This is a genomic window from Asaia bogorensis NBRC 16594 (assembly GCF_001547995.1).
GTDB classification, from domain to species: Bacteria; Pseudomonadota; Alphaproteobacteria; order Acetobacterales; family Acetobacteraceae; genus Asaia; species Asaia bogorensis.
The window spans coordinates 878,912-894,393 of sequence record NZ_AP014690.1 but is presented as its reverse complement, the minus strand read 5'-3'; the positions used below and the strand labels follow the sequence as shown (position 1 = coordinate 894,393).

The following is a 15,482-nucleotide window of genomic DNA, read 5'->3' as shown; positions in this document are numbered from 1 at the left end:
TCAGGCAACAGATTACGCGCGGGCCGTTTTGTCAAAGCCCTGCCCTGCCAGCCCCGGAGTGATCGTCTGTCGCGGCTGCATGAGCGTGAGGAAAAGCCGCCCCCCATGCGAGACATGAAAGCGATCCACCAGAGGGGTCAGGTCCGCGGGCAGGGTCGGTGCCTCGTCCAGCACATCGGCCAGAGCACTGGCCAGCGCCACTTCGTCACGCGTGGGTACGATCCGCCCCGCAGAACGGCTCGTGATGAATGTGCCCACCGCGGGTGAGCAGTCTGTCGCGACAACCTGACGTCCGGCAGCCAGAGCCTCGATCAGCACCGCGCCAAAGCTCTCGCAATGAGACGTCAGGGCGAAAACCCGCGATTCCGTAAGGGCTTCCCGTATGGAGGGCACATAGCCGCAAAGCGACACCCGGCCTGACAGGTCGAGCTGCTCAATGAGGGTTTCCAGCTCGGCGCGCGCTTCGCCCTCGCCGCAGATCACGAGCTTTGCCTGGGGATGACGCACGAGCACGAGGCGAAAAGCCCGTATTAGGCCGTCAAATCCCTTGATGGCAGTAAGACGCCCAGCCGCCAGAATGGTCTTGCTGTCCGTCGGTACCGGTGACGGGGGGGCCTCATCCCACAGCGCCGGAAGCGGGACCACATCGACCGGTGTTCCTCTCAGGATTTCACGCGTCTGCTGCGCCAGATCATGACTGAGCGTTGTGACCCGATCAGCGTGGCGTAACAGAGTACGCATGCGACGGTCGTAGCGCGACTGCGCCGCAGGAGAGCGGCCTTCGCGACAGACAGGTGAACTGACCTGCGCAAGAATGAACGGACGCTTTTCGCGCGTCAGTGTGGCCAAAAGGGGCACGACCGGCCAATGGCTGTTCCCCGGTATGTAGACAGCATCGAAGGCAAAGCCGGCCGCACGATGCCGGGCCCGCCATGCGAGCATCCAGACCAGAGCCGTATCATTCAGCCGTGCGGTAATGGCGAAATCCACGATCGCCACGCCCCTCGCAACAAGTGCACGCAACGGTCCGGTCCCCCGCCCGGCCATGATGACAACCTCAAGGCCGCAGGAGGCCCAGAAATTGGCAAGGCCGATGGCCACGCGCTCACTACCGCCGAGACGGAAGTCACGCAGGACAATGCCGATGCGCGAAAGAGGCTGCTGTGCCGCAGGGGGGCGAATAGGCAGTGTGACAGACATGACGGGCGTGCTGATCCGCGAAACTGGGATATTGAGGCCTGATTGTCATAGTTTGACACAAGATACAATGCGTTACTTTAAGGTTACCGATTAATTAGCGTTTGTCGCCTGATGTTCGAGATGCGCCCACAAAAAACCCCGGCAGCGCATCAGAAGATGATGCCTTGCCGGGGTCTCGGATTTCGTGGTGTTCAGCCTTTCCCTCCGGGACGTCATGCTCCTCAGTGGGACGAGCCTTCTGGTACCAGTTGATACCTTGGTAGACGACGCGCAGTCGATGAAAGGACTACCCCGATGGCAACGGGACTCTCATCGGCCGGGTTCGCTGGAGGCGGCTTCAGTTCTTCGGCGGCGGGGCGTCAGACGGGGCGGATTTTCCCGGCTGCGTCGAGTGTTCGACATCGTAAGCCGTAGCCTTCTCCTCATAGCTGCCCTTGGCGCCCGGATGCTCCTTGTCATAAGCCGCTGCCTTCTCCTTGGCTTCCTTGCGGTATTCATGACGGCGATACATTCCCGTCGCGCAGCCGCCCACGGCACCCAGCACGCCGTGATTGACCAGATGGCCGCCTACGGCACCCGCCGCGCCGTATTTCAGGCAGCCACCCGGCTCGGCCATAGCCTGCGGAAGCGTGATGATGAGGCTTGCTGCCATGAGCGTGCAGCCGAGAAGATGACGCATGGTATAATTCCTTCCAGTCTGGCCCCGTCGCATTACTGACATCGGAGCGAGGTGAGCGTAACGCCCTTCATCACTGAAGGGTCGCAAACATGTCAGGTCAGATCTCGACCTGATGGCCAATCTCGATCAGTCGTTCGCGTGGCAGGGTGAAGCGGTCAGAGGCCCGCACAGCATTGCGATAGAGAAAACCGAAAAGGATACGACGCGGCGAGACCATTTTGGGTGTCTTGAGGTCAGGCACCACATCGTCATCGCCCGCAAAGAAAACGACCGTCTCGAGATCGAGACCACAGCCCGCCTCCTTGGCCTGACCCAGCACATAGTAAAGGTTCGGTATTTCCACGAAGCCAAAGCTGACATTCACGGTCCAGATACCGTGGCCGACATCCTTGACCGACATGCGCTCATCGGCTGGCACACGGGGCACCGTATCGAATTTCACATTCAGGATAACGACATGTTCGGGCAGGCAATGGAAATCGGCAACGTGGCGCATCACGATGGGTGGCAGAGCCGTCTCATAGCGCGAGAGGAACACCGCAGCGCCGGGTGTGCGGATCAGCTCTCCGTCACGCAGCTTCTGCAGCACCTTGTCTGAACGCTCACCCAAGGGAGCAAGGCCAGCACGCAGGAGGGTGATACCGCGACGCCAGGTGGTCATGATCACATAGATGAACAGGCCGATCAGTAGGGGCACATAGCCGCCCTTGTCGATCTTGAGCAGATTGGCGACGAAGAACGCAACGTCGACCACCGAGAAGCAAAGCGCAATCGGCAGGGCCTTCCAGAGTGGCCATGACCAGCGTTCACGCATGACATCGAAAATGAGCAGGGTCGTCATGAGCATGGTGGTGGACACCGCCGTGCCATAGGCACCGGACAGGGCATCCGAACTCTTGAAGCTGAGCGCGATGAGCAGTGTGACGATCATCAGCGCCCAGTTCACTACAGACACGTAGATCTGCCCGTATTCCTCATCCGAGGTCTGGCGGATGTTGAGGCTCGGGAACCAGCCAAGCTGCATGGCCTGACGCGTGAGCGTGAAGGCGCCGGTGATGATGGCCTGGCTGGCAATGATCGTGGCGAAGGTCGCCAGAATGACCATGGGCAGCACAAGACCATGCGGCATGGAAGCAAAGAACGGATTATCCTTCACCTGCGGATGGCTGACCAGAAAAGCCGTCTGCCCGGCATAGCTCAGCACCAGCATGGGCAGCACGATCACCGCAAGGGCAAGGCGTACGCTGGGCCGGCCCACATGGCTCATATCGGCATAGAGCGCTTCAGCACCCGTTACCGAGAGAAAAACCGCCCCCAGGATGATCAGGCTGTTCGCGCCGTGCTCATACAGAAACCGCAAACCGTAAAGGGGGTTGAGTCCCACCAGCACGGAGGGATCATGCAGCAGGGAGAAGAGACCAATCCCACCGAGAGCCAGAAACCAGACCAGCATGATCGGGCCGAACACGGCACTGATACGCGCTGTCCCGAGCGGCTGTATGGCGAAGATGCCAAACAGGATGACGGTGGCGATGGGCAGGATGTAAGGCTGGAGCGACTTCGTGACAACGCCAATGCCCTCGATGGCGCTGAGCACCGAAATGGCCGGGGTAATGGCGCCGTCACCATAAAGCAGCGCTGCGCCGAACAGCCCGGCTGCGGCGAGCAACGTCCCGCGTGCATACCAGTGTTTGCCGAACGAGCCGCCAACGAGCGAGAACAGGGCGAGGATACCGCCCTCCCCCCGGTTATCTGCCCGCATGACCACGGTCGCGTATTTCACCGCAACCACCATGATCATCGTCCAGACAAGCAGGGAGAACCCACCGAGCAAGGTCACCCGGTCGGTCGAGCCTGTGTCGTTCAGGACGGTCTGGAGGGTGTAGAGTGGGCTGGTGCCGATATCACCAAAAACGATGCCAAGGGCTGCCAGTGCGCCTGGCAGCACCTTTCTGTGTTCTTCGGCCATACGGCTCCCCGTGCAAGCGACCCCGCGATCACTCGTGGCGAGGCGCGTCGGAGTCCAAAAGTTTGACGTCGATGATCATCGCACCCGAGAAATACATGGGCTTGACGAGATGCTTGATGATGTAGTGCCCGTCGCCCCCCTGGATATGCACCGGTACGGTGATGTCGTAACCGGAGAGACGGGCATCGTAGGTTGCATCCGCACCATTAAGGGCTACGAGGGCGATCAGTTCATCGTTTGTCATAATTTTATCCAGAACCTTTCAGGGCTGGTTACAAATCGGGTTCCCTGATCAAACGATACCGTCCACCGCACGGTTGCAGCCCGCGCCTGCTGAGGTGGAATACGATTTTGTCATCCGACGCGGGACACTCCCCTCGTCTCGTGATATTGGCATCCCGCACCCGGTGGGGCGGCGCCCGGCTGTTACGCCTTCAGCCGGTCTGCCAGCCATGCCCGATGAAAGCGACGCGCCGGCCCACTGGCATGTCCTGCACCACGATGATCTGGCGTTCCTCCAGATAGGCAAGCTGCCGACGCGCCCTGCCGAGTGAATGCGTGCCATAGGCCTCGGCTATGGCCTCATCACCGGGGCACGGCGCTCCGTCCAGGGCGGCACGTGCCAGAAGCAGCACGACACCCTGCACATCCTCAGGCACGACCCGGGCTATATCGAGCGCCTGCTGCCAGGTCTCTTCCTGCGCCTGCTCGAAGCTCGCCCCTGAGCGCACGCTGGCAAGCAGCAGGCGAAAGGCGCCGAGATCCAGCACATTGCGGTTGAGCCGCTCGATGCGGGCGCGCAGCTGGAAATCCTGATAGAGCGTAGCCAGCGGGCGATAGGCCGAATCCGTCTCGGCAATCACCGCCTCGACCAGACGCCAGAGCAGTTCCGGCGCAGCGTCGATTTCCGGCGCGACTTCCTCGACCGGCGCTGCGGCCGAATAGGCGTCAAGCTGCGCGAGCAGATCGGGCGCAGGCGTACGCCGCTCACGCGGGCGGGGCGTCGCTTCCACCACAGGTTCGAGAATGAGGCTGTAATTATCCTCGGCGGGACGTGCCTCGAACGGGGTCAGGACCGGCCCTGTTGCGTGGCTGGCGGTCTCGACCGTGCCGATCGTGACCATGAGCGGCCTGCGGCTCAGCGCGGGGCCAAGCGCCATGAACTGACCGCGCGCCAGATCACGAAACCCCTCTGCCGTGCGGCGCTCCATCCCCAGAAGATCAGCCGCGCGAAGCATGTCGATATCGAGGAAGGTGCGGCCCATCAGGAAATTGGAGGCCTCGGCCGCCACGTTCTTGGCGAGCTTCGCCAGACGCTGCGTCGCGATCACCCCGGCCAGACCACGCTTTCGCCCACGACACATGAGGTTGGTCATTGCCCCAAGGGACAGACGCCGCGCCTCATCGGAAGTATCACCACTCGCGACGGGGGCGAAAAGCTGCGCCTCATCCACGACCACCAGCACCGGATACCAGTGCGCGCGCGGTGCCTCGAACATGCCGTTGAGGAACGCCCCTGCCGCCCGAAGCTGCATTTCTGCCTCGACCGATTCCAGATTGAGCACCACCGATGCCCTGTGGGCACGCGCGCGCTCACCGGCAGCGCGGAGTGTGGCCTCTGTCTGTTCCGATGCATCAATCACGAGGTGGCCGTACTTATCGGCCAGTGTCACGAAATCACCCTCGGGATCGACGATAACCTGCTGGACAAGCGTTGCCGTCTGTTCAAGCAGACGACGCAGCAGATGCGACTTTCCCGAACCCGAATTGCCCTGCACCAGCAGGCGGGTTGCGAGAAGTTCTGTCAGGTCCAGCTGGACATCCGCACCGTCGCGGCCACGACCCATGGTAATCGATACGCTCATGGGGGTCTCCCTACCGCAACTCGCCTCTAAAGTCAGCCATTCGCCAAGGCATGAGAGCGGGTTTTAGAGAGCGCCGCGGTACCACGAATTCGCACTGACCCGGGTTCGGGACTCAACGATCGAGGGAAGAGGATCTGACTCACGCTCTGCGAAGAGGCGCGAGTTGGATGAACTGGCATGGCTGACAGATGAGTGGAGCGTGCGCCTTGAACCGCTTGTGCCAAGAAGCCACCGAGCGCTGCACATCAATGATCGGTGCACGCTGAGCAGGATGACTCTTATCGATCGCAACACGCGCTGCGATAACGCTTTTCCGCAGGCTTATGAGCTGACCAAGACGCCCGACAAGCGCTGGAAGCGTTACGGTGCTACGAGGTTCTTTGCCCGGATAAGAAGCGGCCTGTCCACTCTGGGGGTGGATCATCAGATGATCATGCTCGAGGCGGGGTGTTTCAAGCTATGGAGTGCGGCATCGTGCCTGCGGATCAGGCGGGTTCGGGACGCCTGTTGGGGCAAGCCAGAAAGGGCGTGCATACCGGTCAATACGCAGTTACGGATCGAAACGGCCGTCCGATCAGGTTCTGCACGATGGCAGGCAAGAGCAGCGGTCGTACACGCGCAGCGACTCTGCCAGATGATTTGGTGTGCTGCAAAATGGCTTATGGCCACGCAGCGCCTTACTGACTGAGCAGGGAACGGGCTGGAGGGAGAAAAGGCCAAGCCCTGCGCCCCTGCGGCGCAATCGTATCAGGATCGTGTTCGCTCGGCTCACGAGCTCATGGCGAAGCCAGCCCGCTAAGGCACATGCCCGACCGTCTTCCTTCACCATCTGCCACATCGCGCCCGTCATGTGCCGGCCGGAAGCAAGACCTCCATCAGCTATAGTGGTCCTTGCGTAAAGCCTGTACCGTTCAGGCGTGATTCGGCTGGCAACGATCCAGAGCCTGCACGGCCACTTCGCCGAATTCGAGATCGTTCAGATTGATCGAGGCGTGAAAGACCTTGCCGAAATTCTCATTGGTCCCCCAGGCGGAATGATGCGCGCCACTGCCGCGGGAAGAAAGCATTTCGACCTCATCATCCTTATCCTCAGGCCAGTCTACAAAAACCATTGCCGATTTTGACATGGCACTCAGAAGGTCCTTGAAGCCGAACTCCTGCTGGATACGTAGCCAGAACTCATTAAATTGGGCTCCCGATTCCGGCTCCATGGAATCAAAGGATTCATCCGGGATAGGCCTAGGTAAGCGAGCCCCGAAATCTTCACTGCTATACAGCGCCTTCTTGAGATTGGCCCCGATCCATTCCGTCGTGACCTGTTTGCGGGGAATGAAGGTGGACCAGCCAGAGCGTGAGAAGTAACTTCCCCCCCAGCGTTCCATGCAGATTACGGCTACATATTTTCTGGTGCGGATGAGCCGGGCACGACGGGTGGGGATCTGCCAGGAGGGAATGATGGTGCTCATGCGATGTCTGCAATCCTGAAATCGATAGTTTTACTGCCTGCAAAGTCAGCCGCAACGCGGATCTTCGCGCGTTTCAGGCGTAATTCGGCTGGCAACGATCCAGAGCCTGCACCGCAACCTCGCCGAATTCGAGATCACTCAAGTTGATCGAAGCATGAAAGACCTTGCCGAAATTCTCATTGGTCCCCCAGGCGGAAAAGCCACCACCACGACCACGCGTTGCGACGATCCGTACCTGATCCCCCTGGTCTTCGGGCCAGTCGATATAGATGCCCGCAGATTTGGACATGGCGGTCAGAATATCCTCGAAGCCAAATTCCTGCTGGATGCGCAACCAGAATTCATGCGACTTCCAGTCCGATTCGTCATATGCAGGCTTTGAGAACTCACTGGGGATCGGCCGGGGCAAATGTGCACCGAAATCCTCGCTGCTATACAGGGCCTTTTTAAGATTGGCCCCAATCCATTCCGTCGTGACCTGTTTGCGGGGAATGAAAGTCGACCAGCCGGAGCGAGAGAAGTGACTCCCACCCCAACGTTCCTCGCAAATCACGGCTACATATTTTCTGGTGCGGATGACCTGGGCACGCCGGGTGGGGATCACGGTGCTCATGCGATGTCAGCAATCCTGAAATCAATGGTTTTACTGCCCGTCGAGCCAGCGGCAACGCGGATCTTCGCGCGTTTCACGCGTAATTCGGCTGGCAACGATCCAGAGCCTGCACGGCCACCTCGCCGAATTCGAGATCACTCAGATTGATCGAGGCGTGAAAGACCTTGCCGAAATTCTCATTGGTCCCCCAGGCGGAATGATGCGCACCGCTTCCACGAGAAGCGACCATTTCGACCTGATCCTCTTTGTCCTCCGGCCACCTTACGAAGACCAAGGCCGATTTTGACATGGCAGTCAGGATATCCTTGAAACCAAATTCCTCCTGGATATGCAGCCAGAACTCGCGAGACCTCTGGTCTGACTCATCATATGCGGGCTTTGAAATCTCACTGGGGATCGGCCGAGGCAGCTGAGCCCCGAAATCCTCGCTGCTATACAGCGCCTTTTTGAGATTGGCCCCGATCCATTCCGTCGTGACCTGTTTGCGAGGAATGAAAATCGACCAGCCAGAGCGCGAGAAATGCATCCCGCCCCAGGTTTCTAGGCAGATTACGGCTACATATTTTCGAGTGCGGATGACCTGAGCATAGCGTGTGGGGATCTGCCAGGAAGGAATGACGGTGCTCATGCAATGTCCTGCTTCGGTGATTCGATATCCGCAATTCCAAAATCGACGGTTCTAGTGCCCGTAGTTCCAGACGCAACGCGATCCCTGGCAATCTTGAGAGCCTTTGGCGCTTAGCGAAGTATCAGAGCGTTCAGATTATCATCGGATAGCATCACGGAAATTGCACGTGGTGAACGGGTCACATTATGGAGCGAGTCAGAAGACAATTCGTCCCATGCGATTATCGCCATTCTCGGACCAGAATTTGCGCAGACTCTATGGCCCCGCCTCCAGCCACGACAGTACCCCATCGCCTGCCGCCCGACCGGTGGCGAAACAGGCCTGAAGCAGATAGCCGCCCGTTGGCGCTTCCCAGTCCAGCATCTCTCCTGCCACGAACACGCCGGGCCGCGCCTTGAGCATCACCGCCTGGTTCACGGCATCGCGCCGCACACCGCCCGATGTGGAAATGGCCCGGTCGAGGGCATCCGTACCGCTCAGCCACAGCGGGCAGGATTTAATGAGCGCGGCCAGCCCGTCAGCGGCCCCTTCCGTCTGATTTTCGACGCAGGACCCTGCGGGTTGCACCCGATTTTCGAGCGCCTCGCGCAGCAGCCACCGGGCGGGTGCGGAGAGGCCAAGGCGACGCAGCCTGTTCGCCTGGCTCTCCCGCGCGCGGAATTTGTCCAGACGCTGGGTGAGTGCGTCGCGGGTCAAGCCGGGGCGGAAATCGATCCTGATGTCGAGCGGCGCCCTCTCCGCCAGCGCGTCGCGCCATGCCGCCGACACGCGATAGACGGGTGCCCCTTCGATGCCGCGCTGCGTGATGGTCACATCACCCCGTGCCTGCACGCCTGCCCCGCTGATGACGACCGAATGGAGCACCTCACCGTGAAAGCGCTCGTGAAAGGCCGCAGGACAACACGTCTGAAAGCCGCAATTGGCTGGCTGGAGCGGAGCAACGCTATCGGGGGGCAGATACTCAACCCATCCGCCATCACTCCCCAGACGAGACCATGATGCACCACCGAGAGCCAGAACGACAGCGTCCGGGCAGGCGCTGGCCATGCCCTCTGGTGTCGAAAATAGCAGCCGTCCCTGCGCGTCCCATCCGGTCCAGCGGTGGCGCAAAGCAAGCCGCACGTTTTGCGCTGCCAGACGCCCGAGCCACGCCCGCAAAAGCGGTGAGGCCTTCATGGCATGAGGAAAGACGCGACCGCTGCTGCCCGTAAAACAGCTCTGCCCCAGCCCGTCGGCCCAGTCGCGCAGCGCTTGCGGAGGAAAGCGCTCGATGAACGGCGTCAGCCATGCTTCTGCTGCACCATAGCGCGTCCGGAACAGGGAGAGATCTTCGGCATGGGTGAGGTTCAGCCCGCTGCGCCCGGCCATCAGGAATTTACGGGCCGGGCTTGGCATATGGTCATAGACCACCACATCGTGCCCGGCCGCCGAAATCCGCTCGGCAGCGGCAAGTCCGGCCGGGCCCGCGCCAATTACGGCAATCGTTTTCCTGTTCATCATCGAGGCGGTGTAATCCTCCTCACCAAATAGTGCCATAGACAGTCCGTTTTATCGCTTGAGGGATATCAGGGAACCGCCACATCATCCGGCGCGCTGCACTACAGATTGCGTGGCTGAACGAGGCCATGCCCGGACTGTTCCGGCATTTTTCCATCCGGGGCAGGACGACCCCAACGCCATTGTTGTGATCGCGAAAGATCACACCCAGGATAGCTCATGATTGCTCTTTCCACAGCAACTCTCCCGGCCCTGCCCTCCAGTGTCGAGACATTCTCCTATGATCGCGACGCCCTGACAGCCGGGATCGTGCATCTGAGCGTGGGCAATTTCCACCGCGCTCATCAGCTTTGGTACATGGACAAGCTTCTGCACGAACCGGGCAACAGCCATTGGGCCTTCTGCGGCGTCGGGCTGATTGATGACGCCACCGAGCGCCTCAAGCTGGAGGCATTTCCGGCGCAGAACGACCTGTACACGCTGACCCGCTACGCCCCTGACGGAAAGACCCGCCATCAGGTGATCGGCAGCATGATCGCCTATCTTTTCGCCCCGGCCGACCCTGAGGCCGTTCTGACCCGCATTGCTGCTCCTGCGACGCGCATCGTCTCCATGACCATCACGGAAGGCGGCTATAATCAGGATCACGCCACAGGTGCCTACCGTTTGGAAGCCCCTCTGACCCAGCGTGAACTGGCCGACCCGGCCCGACCGGAATCGGCTTTTGGCTTCATTGTCGAAGGGCTGCGCCGTCGCCGTGAGGCGGGCATTGCGCCCTTCACCGTGCTGTCCTGCGATAACCTGCGCGATAATGGCGTGGTGACGCGCCGGTCCGTTCTGACCCATGCCGAGGCGCTCGACCCCGATCTGGCGGCCTGGATCGCCCAGGAGGTGTCATTTCCGAGTTCGATGGTCGATCGCATCACGCCAGCCGTGCTCAAGGAAGATGCCGAGCGGGTCAATGCGGAATGCGGGGTGATTGACCAGCTGCCCGTGATCTCGGAAGAATTCGCGCAATGGGTCATTGAGGATCATTTCGTCAACGGGCGCCCCGAACTCGAAAAGGTCGGCGCGCAGCTCGTCCCTGACGTGCATCCCTACGAGCTTGCCAAGGTGCGTATGCTCAATGCCTCCCACTCCATGCTGGCCTATCCCGGCCAGCTTGCCGGGCTCGACACCGTACGTGATGCGATCACCGATCCGGGCATCCATGCTCTTGTCGATCGTTTCATGACGCTGGACGTCATCCCGCATCTTACCGCGCCCGCCGGTATGTCCCTGCCCGATTATCGTGACCTGATCGTGGCCCGTTTCAGCAATCCGGCCGTGGGCGACAGGCTGGCCCGTATCACGGGTGACGGCGGCAGCAAGTTGCCCGTCTTTCTTGCGCCGACATGGAACGTGCTGGTTGAAAAAGGGGCTGACATACAGCGCATCGCTCTCGTGCTGGCCTGCTTCATTCGCTACCTGCACGGCCGCACCGATGCCGGCGCACGCTTTGAGCCGTTCGAACCCGCCATGGGCGACGCCCAGCGCGAGCGCGCCCTGTCATGGGAGAGCGTTTTCAGCATGACGGTGTTCGAAAGCTTTTCCCTGAGCGAAGCGCATCGCAGCCTGATACGTGAAATGGCAGAGAGAATGGAACAGAAAGGAACCCCCGCCGTTCTCGCTGAACTTCTCGCAGCGACGGACTCCGGCAACTGACCTGACAGGCCCCGGAGGCGCGTTGCCCTTGCCCGAAAAGGCCCTTTCATGGCTCAGCGCGCTTCCGGTTCTTTCCAGCCTCTCTCAATCCAGCCTGCCATTTCGCGACCCAAAGCAGCCCGGTTCCGGTTCGGGTCGGGCCTGCCAGCGATCCCCCACCTTGCGGAGATGCGTCTCGCCTTGGGCGGCCTGTGCTTCGCCCTGGCGTTTGGGGGGGGCATTACAGGGGCGAGAGCGGCCCCGCTCGACTCACTGAGTGGCGCCACCAACTGGCTGAACTCTGCGCCGCTCACGGCGCAGGCGCTCAAGGGCAAGGTGGTTCTGGTCGATTTCTGGACCTATTCCTGCATCAACTGCCTGCGCGAAATGCCTTATGTCGAGGCCTGGGCCAATAAGTACAAACCCTACGGGCTTGTCGTGATTGGCGTCCATGCGCCCGAATTTGCCTTCGAGAAAAACCTTGAAAACATCGAGAAAGCGGTCGCGCGCTTTCACATCACCTTCCCGGTAGCCGTCGATAACGACCGCGCCATCTGGAACGGCTTCAACAACGAATACTGGCCTGCCGCCTATTTCGTCGAAGGAGATGGCAAGATACAGGCCCATCATTTCGGTGAAGGTGATTACGACCGCTCCGAACATCAGTTACAGGCCATGCTGCGCGATAATGGCGCGAAGAACGTGCCAGATGACCTCGTTCATCCTGTGGGAACGGGCGAGCAATCCGAAGCCGATCTCTCTGCTATCGACTCCCCCGAAACCTATATCGGCTATGAACGGGCCAGTCATTTCATCTCGACCGGAGGGGCCGTTCAGGACTCACCCAACGATTATGTCATCGAAAACAGCCCCGCCCTTAATGAATGGGGCTTGAGCGGGAACTGGACGATCGGGCCTGAAGCCGCCCGTCTTAACAAGCCGGGTGGTTCAATTACCTTTCGCTTCCATGCGCGTGACCTGCACCTTGTGCTCGGCCCGGCGAAAGACGGCAAACCCGTCAGGTTTCGCGTCACCCTCGATGGCCACCCCCCGGGTGCCATGCATGGTACGGATTGCGATGCCGACGGCATAGGAACGGTAAGCGGCCAGCGTCTCTATCAGCTCATCCGTCAGGGTGAGAACAACGTGGGCGACCATCTGTTTCGCATCGAGTTTCTGTCACCCGGTGTCGAGGCATTCTCCTTCACCTTCGGCTGACCTGCAAAAAACGCCCCGCGCTTCAGCCGGGGCGTTTTCGATGGCTCTGCCTTGAGCGAGATCCGCTCAGAAACTGGTGGAGACCGTTCCTGTCATGGTGAAGCGCGCGGCCGTCATGAAGGAATTGCCGTAGCCGGTATAGGGCGCAAGGCTGCCACTATAGACTGTGCTCGGATCCTTCGCGCTATAGATCGCGCCCATAGCCCCCGTTCGCACAATCGAGCCCGTCACATTGGCGAAGTTCAGCTTGATGGTCGGCGACTGGGCGATACCGATTGGCTTGAAGCGATAGCCCAGTGAAATCGTGTTCGTGACGAATCCGGGCATGCGCTGATCGCCTGCGACACTGACGGATTGCGGACCTGTGTAATGGAGGCTCGCGTTGCCGAAGAACCCGGCATATTTATAGGTCAGACCGAAATTCGCGAGCACACGCGGCGCCATGATGGCCTGCGTGCCCTTCGAGTTCAGCATGCCATTTGTATAGGGGTCGAACACATTGCTGTCCTGAACAGCATGGAGATATTCGACCGAGGCATAGGGGCTGAATCCGTGAATCGGGCGGCCCGAGATCATGAAATCGAAACCACGCATATGCTGGTTACCGATTGAGAACGGCTTGAACTGATTCATGCCCAGATACTGGTTCACGATACGGTTCGTGACATTGTAGTTGAAGAATGACGCATCAACGATGATGTGCTGATCATGATAGCGATAGCCCAGCTCTTCCTTGATGGAATACTGGTTTTTCGGGATCGGTACGCTGGTATAGAGCCATCCCAGATCCACGGCGCTCGGCTGACGGTAATCCCCTTCTGCATTCAGGTAGATCTGGCTGTGCTCGTCGATGGTATAGCCGACAGAAAGCTGCGGCAAAGGGGCGGTCCGGTTGTTGGACATGCGCCCGTACAGATCCTTGTTCCAGGTATTGGACATGACGAATTTGAATCCGGCCTGGATATCAAGCTTGTCGTTCAGATATTTGGCATGATCCTCGACGAACAGGCTGTGGATTTCCGTGCCAGCATTCTGCTGATCGCCCGCATCGATCCGATAGGCTGCCCAGTTGGGGCTGGGGGCAGCACCGTTATCCTGCGTGTAGCTGGTTGGGTAGGATTGCTGGGTGTAGTTGTTTTCGTACCAGTAGCCGAAGGACACATGGTTGTGGCGATCCACATCGATACCAAGCTTTGCGGTCGCCCCGCGGCGCTCGGTCGCTCCCTGCAGGAAGTAGCTGGTCACGTTGCGGGTGGTACCATCAGCCTGTGTTACCGTGCCACCTGGTGACGCATCCCAGCCCCGTCCAAGGTTGTAATAAGGCTGAAGATCGAAGGCGATGCGGCGCGTCAGGACAATATGGATCGGAGCAGAAAGATAGACCTGATTCCAGTAATCCGTATTATTTTTCCAGTAATTTATGTTGTTCGAATTTGCCGATCGGCCGTATCCCTCACCCGTATGCTTGTATTTGTAGAATTCCTGCTGGGTCGGATAATTGTCGATCGTGAAGTCTTCCCAGTTCCACGAGACGAAGGCCTTGGCGAACGATCCATTCTTCCACTGCTTGTTCAGGCCAAAATCAACATGACGGCGGTCATTGATACCCGCCCCCATCCAGCTGCGTGTGTGGGTGTTCGAAAACGAGACATAGCCGCGCACGCCACTATGGCCGATTTCGCCGGTTTCCAGCCGGATGAACTCGCGCGACAGGTTGTTCGTGCCATAGGAAAAATCAACCAGACCGCCAAACTTCTTGTCAGGCGTATGGGTGGTCTCATTCATCGTTCCGCTGGCCGCCGACATGACGGGCAACGCGGTCTCGGAACTGCCGGGCGTCAGCGAGACGGATTCGACGTTCTCGGTATCCACATTCTCTGTGATGTATTTGGCGGCCGCCGCGGGCGCGCCATCGACCAGAAGCGCCATATCGAGATCAGTCAGACCGCGTGTCTGGATCTGACCACCCTGCATACCATAGGGATCGGGCGTGCTGATGCTGACGCTGGGGAGATTCTGGATCAGATCGAGCGCCGTGCTCGAGGGGTTACGCATGGAAATATATTCATGATCGACGGTCTGCACGTTACGCGGCGCGTGCTCGATGCGCATCATGCCACCGCCGCCATTGAGGGCCTGGCGTGAGGTGGTGACCGATATCTGCTCCTCGCCCCTGGCCTCGACAGCCTTCTTGCGACCCGCGTGCGGCGCGGGTGCCGTTGTTGTCTGGCCAGGCCGGGCCACCGTATGTTTCGGGCTACCATGACGCGGGGTCCGGGCTGAAGCCGGCGCACTGGAGGCCGCATGGGCAAAATTCTGCGACAGACAGGTGGCCGAGGCCAGACAGATCGCCAGCCCGATTTTCAGTTTCGCACGACCAAACACATACGCCATCGAGACCCTCTTCCCAATTTCTGAAAGTTTTCTAGTTTATTACTTAAGAGACACAAAGTTACGTCTCGAAAGCCCCGCTTGCAGTTTTATATCTGCACGAACACAAGCAGGTATACAAGTCGAAATCAAGTCGTAATGTGTCGGATATGGAACGTTTCTGTTCGGGTCTGATGCATAGGGGCCACCCTGCCCCCCCCTCAGCAAACAGCATGGACTTATGCCTTCCGAGGCCAAACCTTACTCAACCTGCGCCCACGCAGAACGGGCTCA

The 15,482-nt window shown here is 59.7% G+C and carries 12 protein-coding genes; 2 read left to right on the top strand and 10 right to left on the bottom strand.

Annotated features, from left to right (window positions below; all coding sequences use genetic code 11):
- Nucleotides 1-12: 12 nt before the first annotated feature.
- The 9 genes from Asbog_RS03995 to Asbog_RS03950 all read right to left on the bottom strand — a co-directional run bounded on the left by Asbog_RS03995 (nt 13) and on the right by Asbog_RS03950 (nt 9,956).
- Nucleotides 13-1,200, bottom strand: coding sequence for a glycosyltransferase (locus Asbog_RS03995; protein WP_062164160.1), 1,188 nt, complete (start codon nt 1,198-1,200; stop codon nt 13-15).
- A gap of 337 nt (nt 1,201-1,537) precedes the next feature.
- Nucleotides 1,538-1,852 carry a hypothetical protein gene (locus tag Asbog_RS03990; RefSeq protein WP_122049249.1) on the bottom strand — a complete coding sequence of 105 codons (315 nt, stop codon included), beginning with the start codon at nt 1,850-1,852 and terminating at the stop codon, nt 1,538-1,540.
- A gap of 124 nt (nt 1,853-1,976) precedes the next feature.
- Nucleotides 1,977-3,848 (bottom strand): potassium transporter Kup, encoded by a 1,872-nt coding sequence (locus Asbog_RS03985; protein ID WP_062164158.1) that lies wholly within the window; start codon nt 3,846-3,848, stop codon nt 1,977-1,979.
- 28 nt (nt 3,849-3,876) lie between these two features.
- Entirely contained in the window at nt 3,877-4,092 is a 216-nt protein-coding gene (locus tag Asbog_RS03980) for a hypothetical protein (protein WP_062164157.1), read from the bottom strand.
- Nucleotides 4,093-4,282: 190 nt separating this feature from the next.
- Nucleotides 4,283-5,713, bottom strand: a complete 1,431-nt coding sequence (locus Asbog_RS03975) for an ATP-binding protein (RefSeq protein ID WP_062164156.1) — start codon at nt 5,711-5,713, stop codon at nt 4,283-4,285.
- Between the two features lie 911 nt (nt 5,714-6,624).
- Nucleotides 6,625-7,179, bottom strand: coding sequence for a hypothetical protein (locus Asbog_RS03965; RefSeq protein ID WP_062164154.1), 555 nt, complete (start codon nt 7,177-7,179; stop codon nt 6,625-6,627).
- Between the two features lie 73 nt (nt 7,180-7,252).
- Nucleotides 7,253-7,792 (bottom strand): hypothetical protein, encoded by a 540-nt coding sequence (locus Asbog_RS03960; RefSeq protein ID WP_062164153.1) that lies wholly within the window; start codon nt 7,790-7,792, stop codon nt 7,253-7,255.
- A 73-nt stretch (nt 7,793-7,865) separates the two neighbouring features.
- On the bottom strand, nt 7,866-8,420 hold the full coding sequence (locus Asbog_RS03955) for a hypothetical protein (RefSeq protein WP_062164152.1): 555 nt from the start codon (nt 8,418-8,420) through the stop codon (nt 7,866-7,868).
- A 255-nt stretch (nt 8,421-8,675) separates the two neighbouring features.
- Complete coding sequence (locus tag Asbog_RS03950; RefSeq protein ID WP_231944650.1) at nt 8,676-9,956, bottom strand: TIGR03862 family flavoprotein; 1,281 nt, start codon at nt 9,954-9,956, stop codon at nt 8,676-8,678.
- A 180-nt stretch (nt 9,957-10,136) separates the two neighbouring features.
- Between Asbog_RS03950 and Asbog_RS03945 the strand changes: the two genes are divergently transcribed.
- Together Asbog_RS03945 and Asbog_RS03940 are read left to right on the top strand one after the other, a co-directional pair.
- On the top strand, nt 10,137-11,621 hold the full coding sequence (locus tag Asbog_RS03945; RefSeq protein WP_062164151.1) for a mannitol dehydrogenase family protein: 1,485 nt from the start codon (nt 10,137-10,139) through the stop codon (nt 11,619-11,621).
- Nucleotides 11,622-11,669: 48 nt separating this feature from the next.
- On the top strand, nt 11,670-12,818 hold the full coding sequence (locus Asbog_RS03940; protein ID WP_062164150.1) for a redoxin family protein: 1,149 nt from the start codon (nt 11,670-11,672) through the stop codon (nt 12,816-12,818).
- Between the two features lie 66 nt (nt 12,819-12,884).
- On the opposite strand, the gene Asbog_RS03935 is transcribed toward Asbog_RS03940, so the two are convergent.
- Nucleotides 12,885-15,212: a TonB-dependent receptor gene (locus Asbog_RS03935; RefSeq protein ID WP_083510693.1), complete on the bottom strand. Its 2,328-nt coding sequence runs from the start codon at nt 15,210-15,212 to the stop codon at nt 12,885-12,887.
- Nucleotides 15,213-15,482 lie beyond the last annotated feature (270 nt).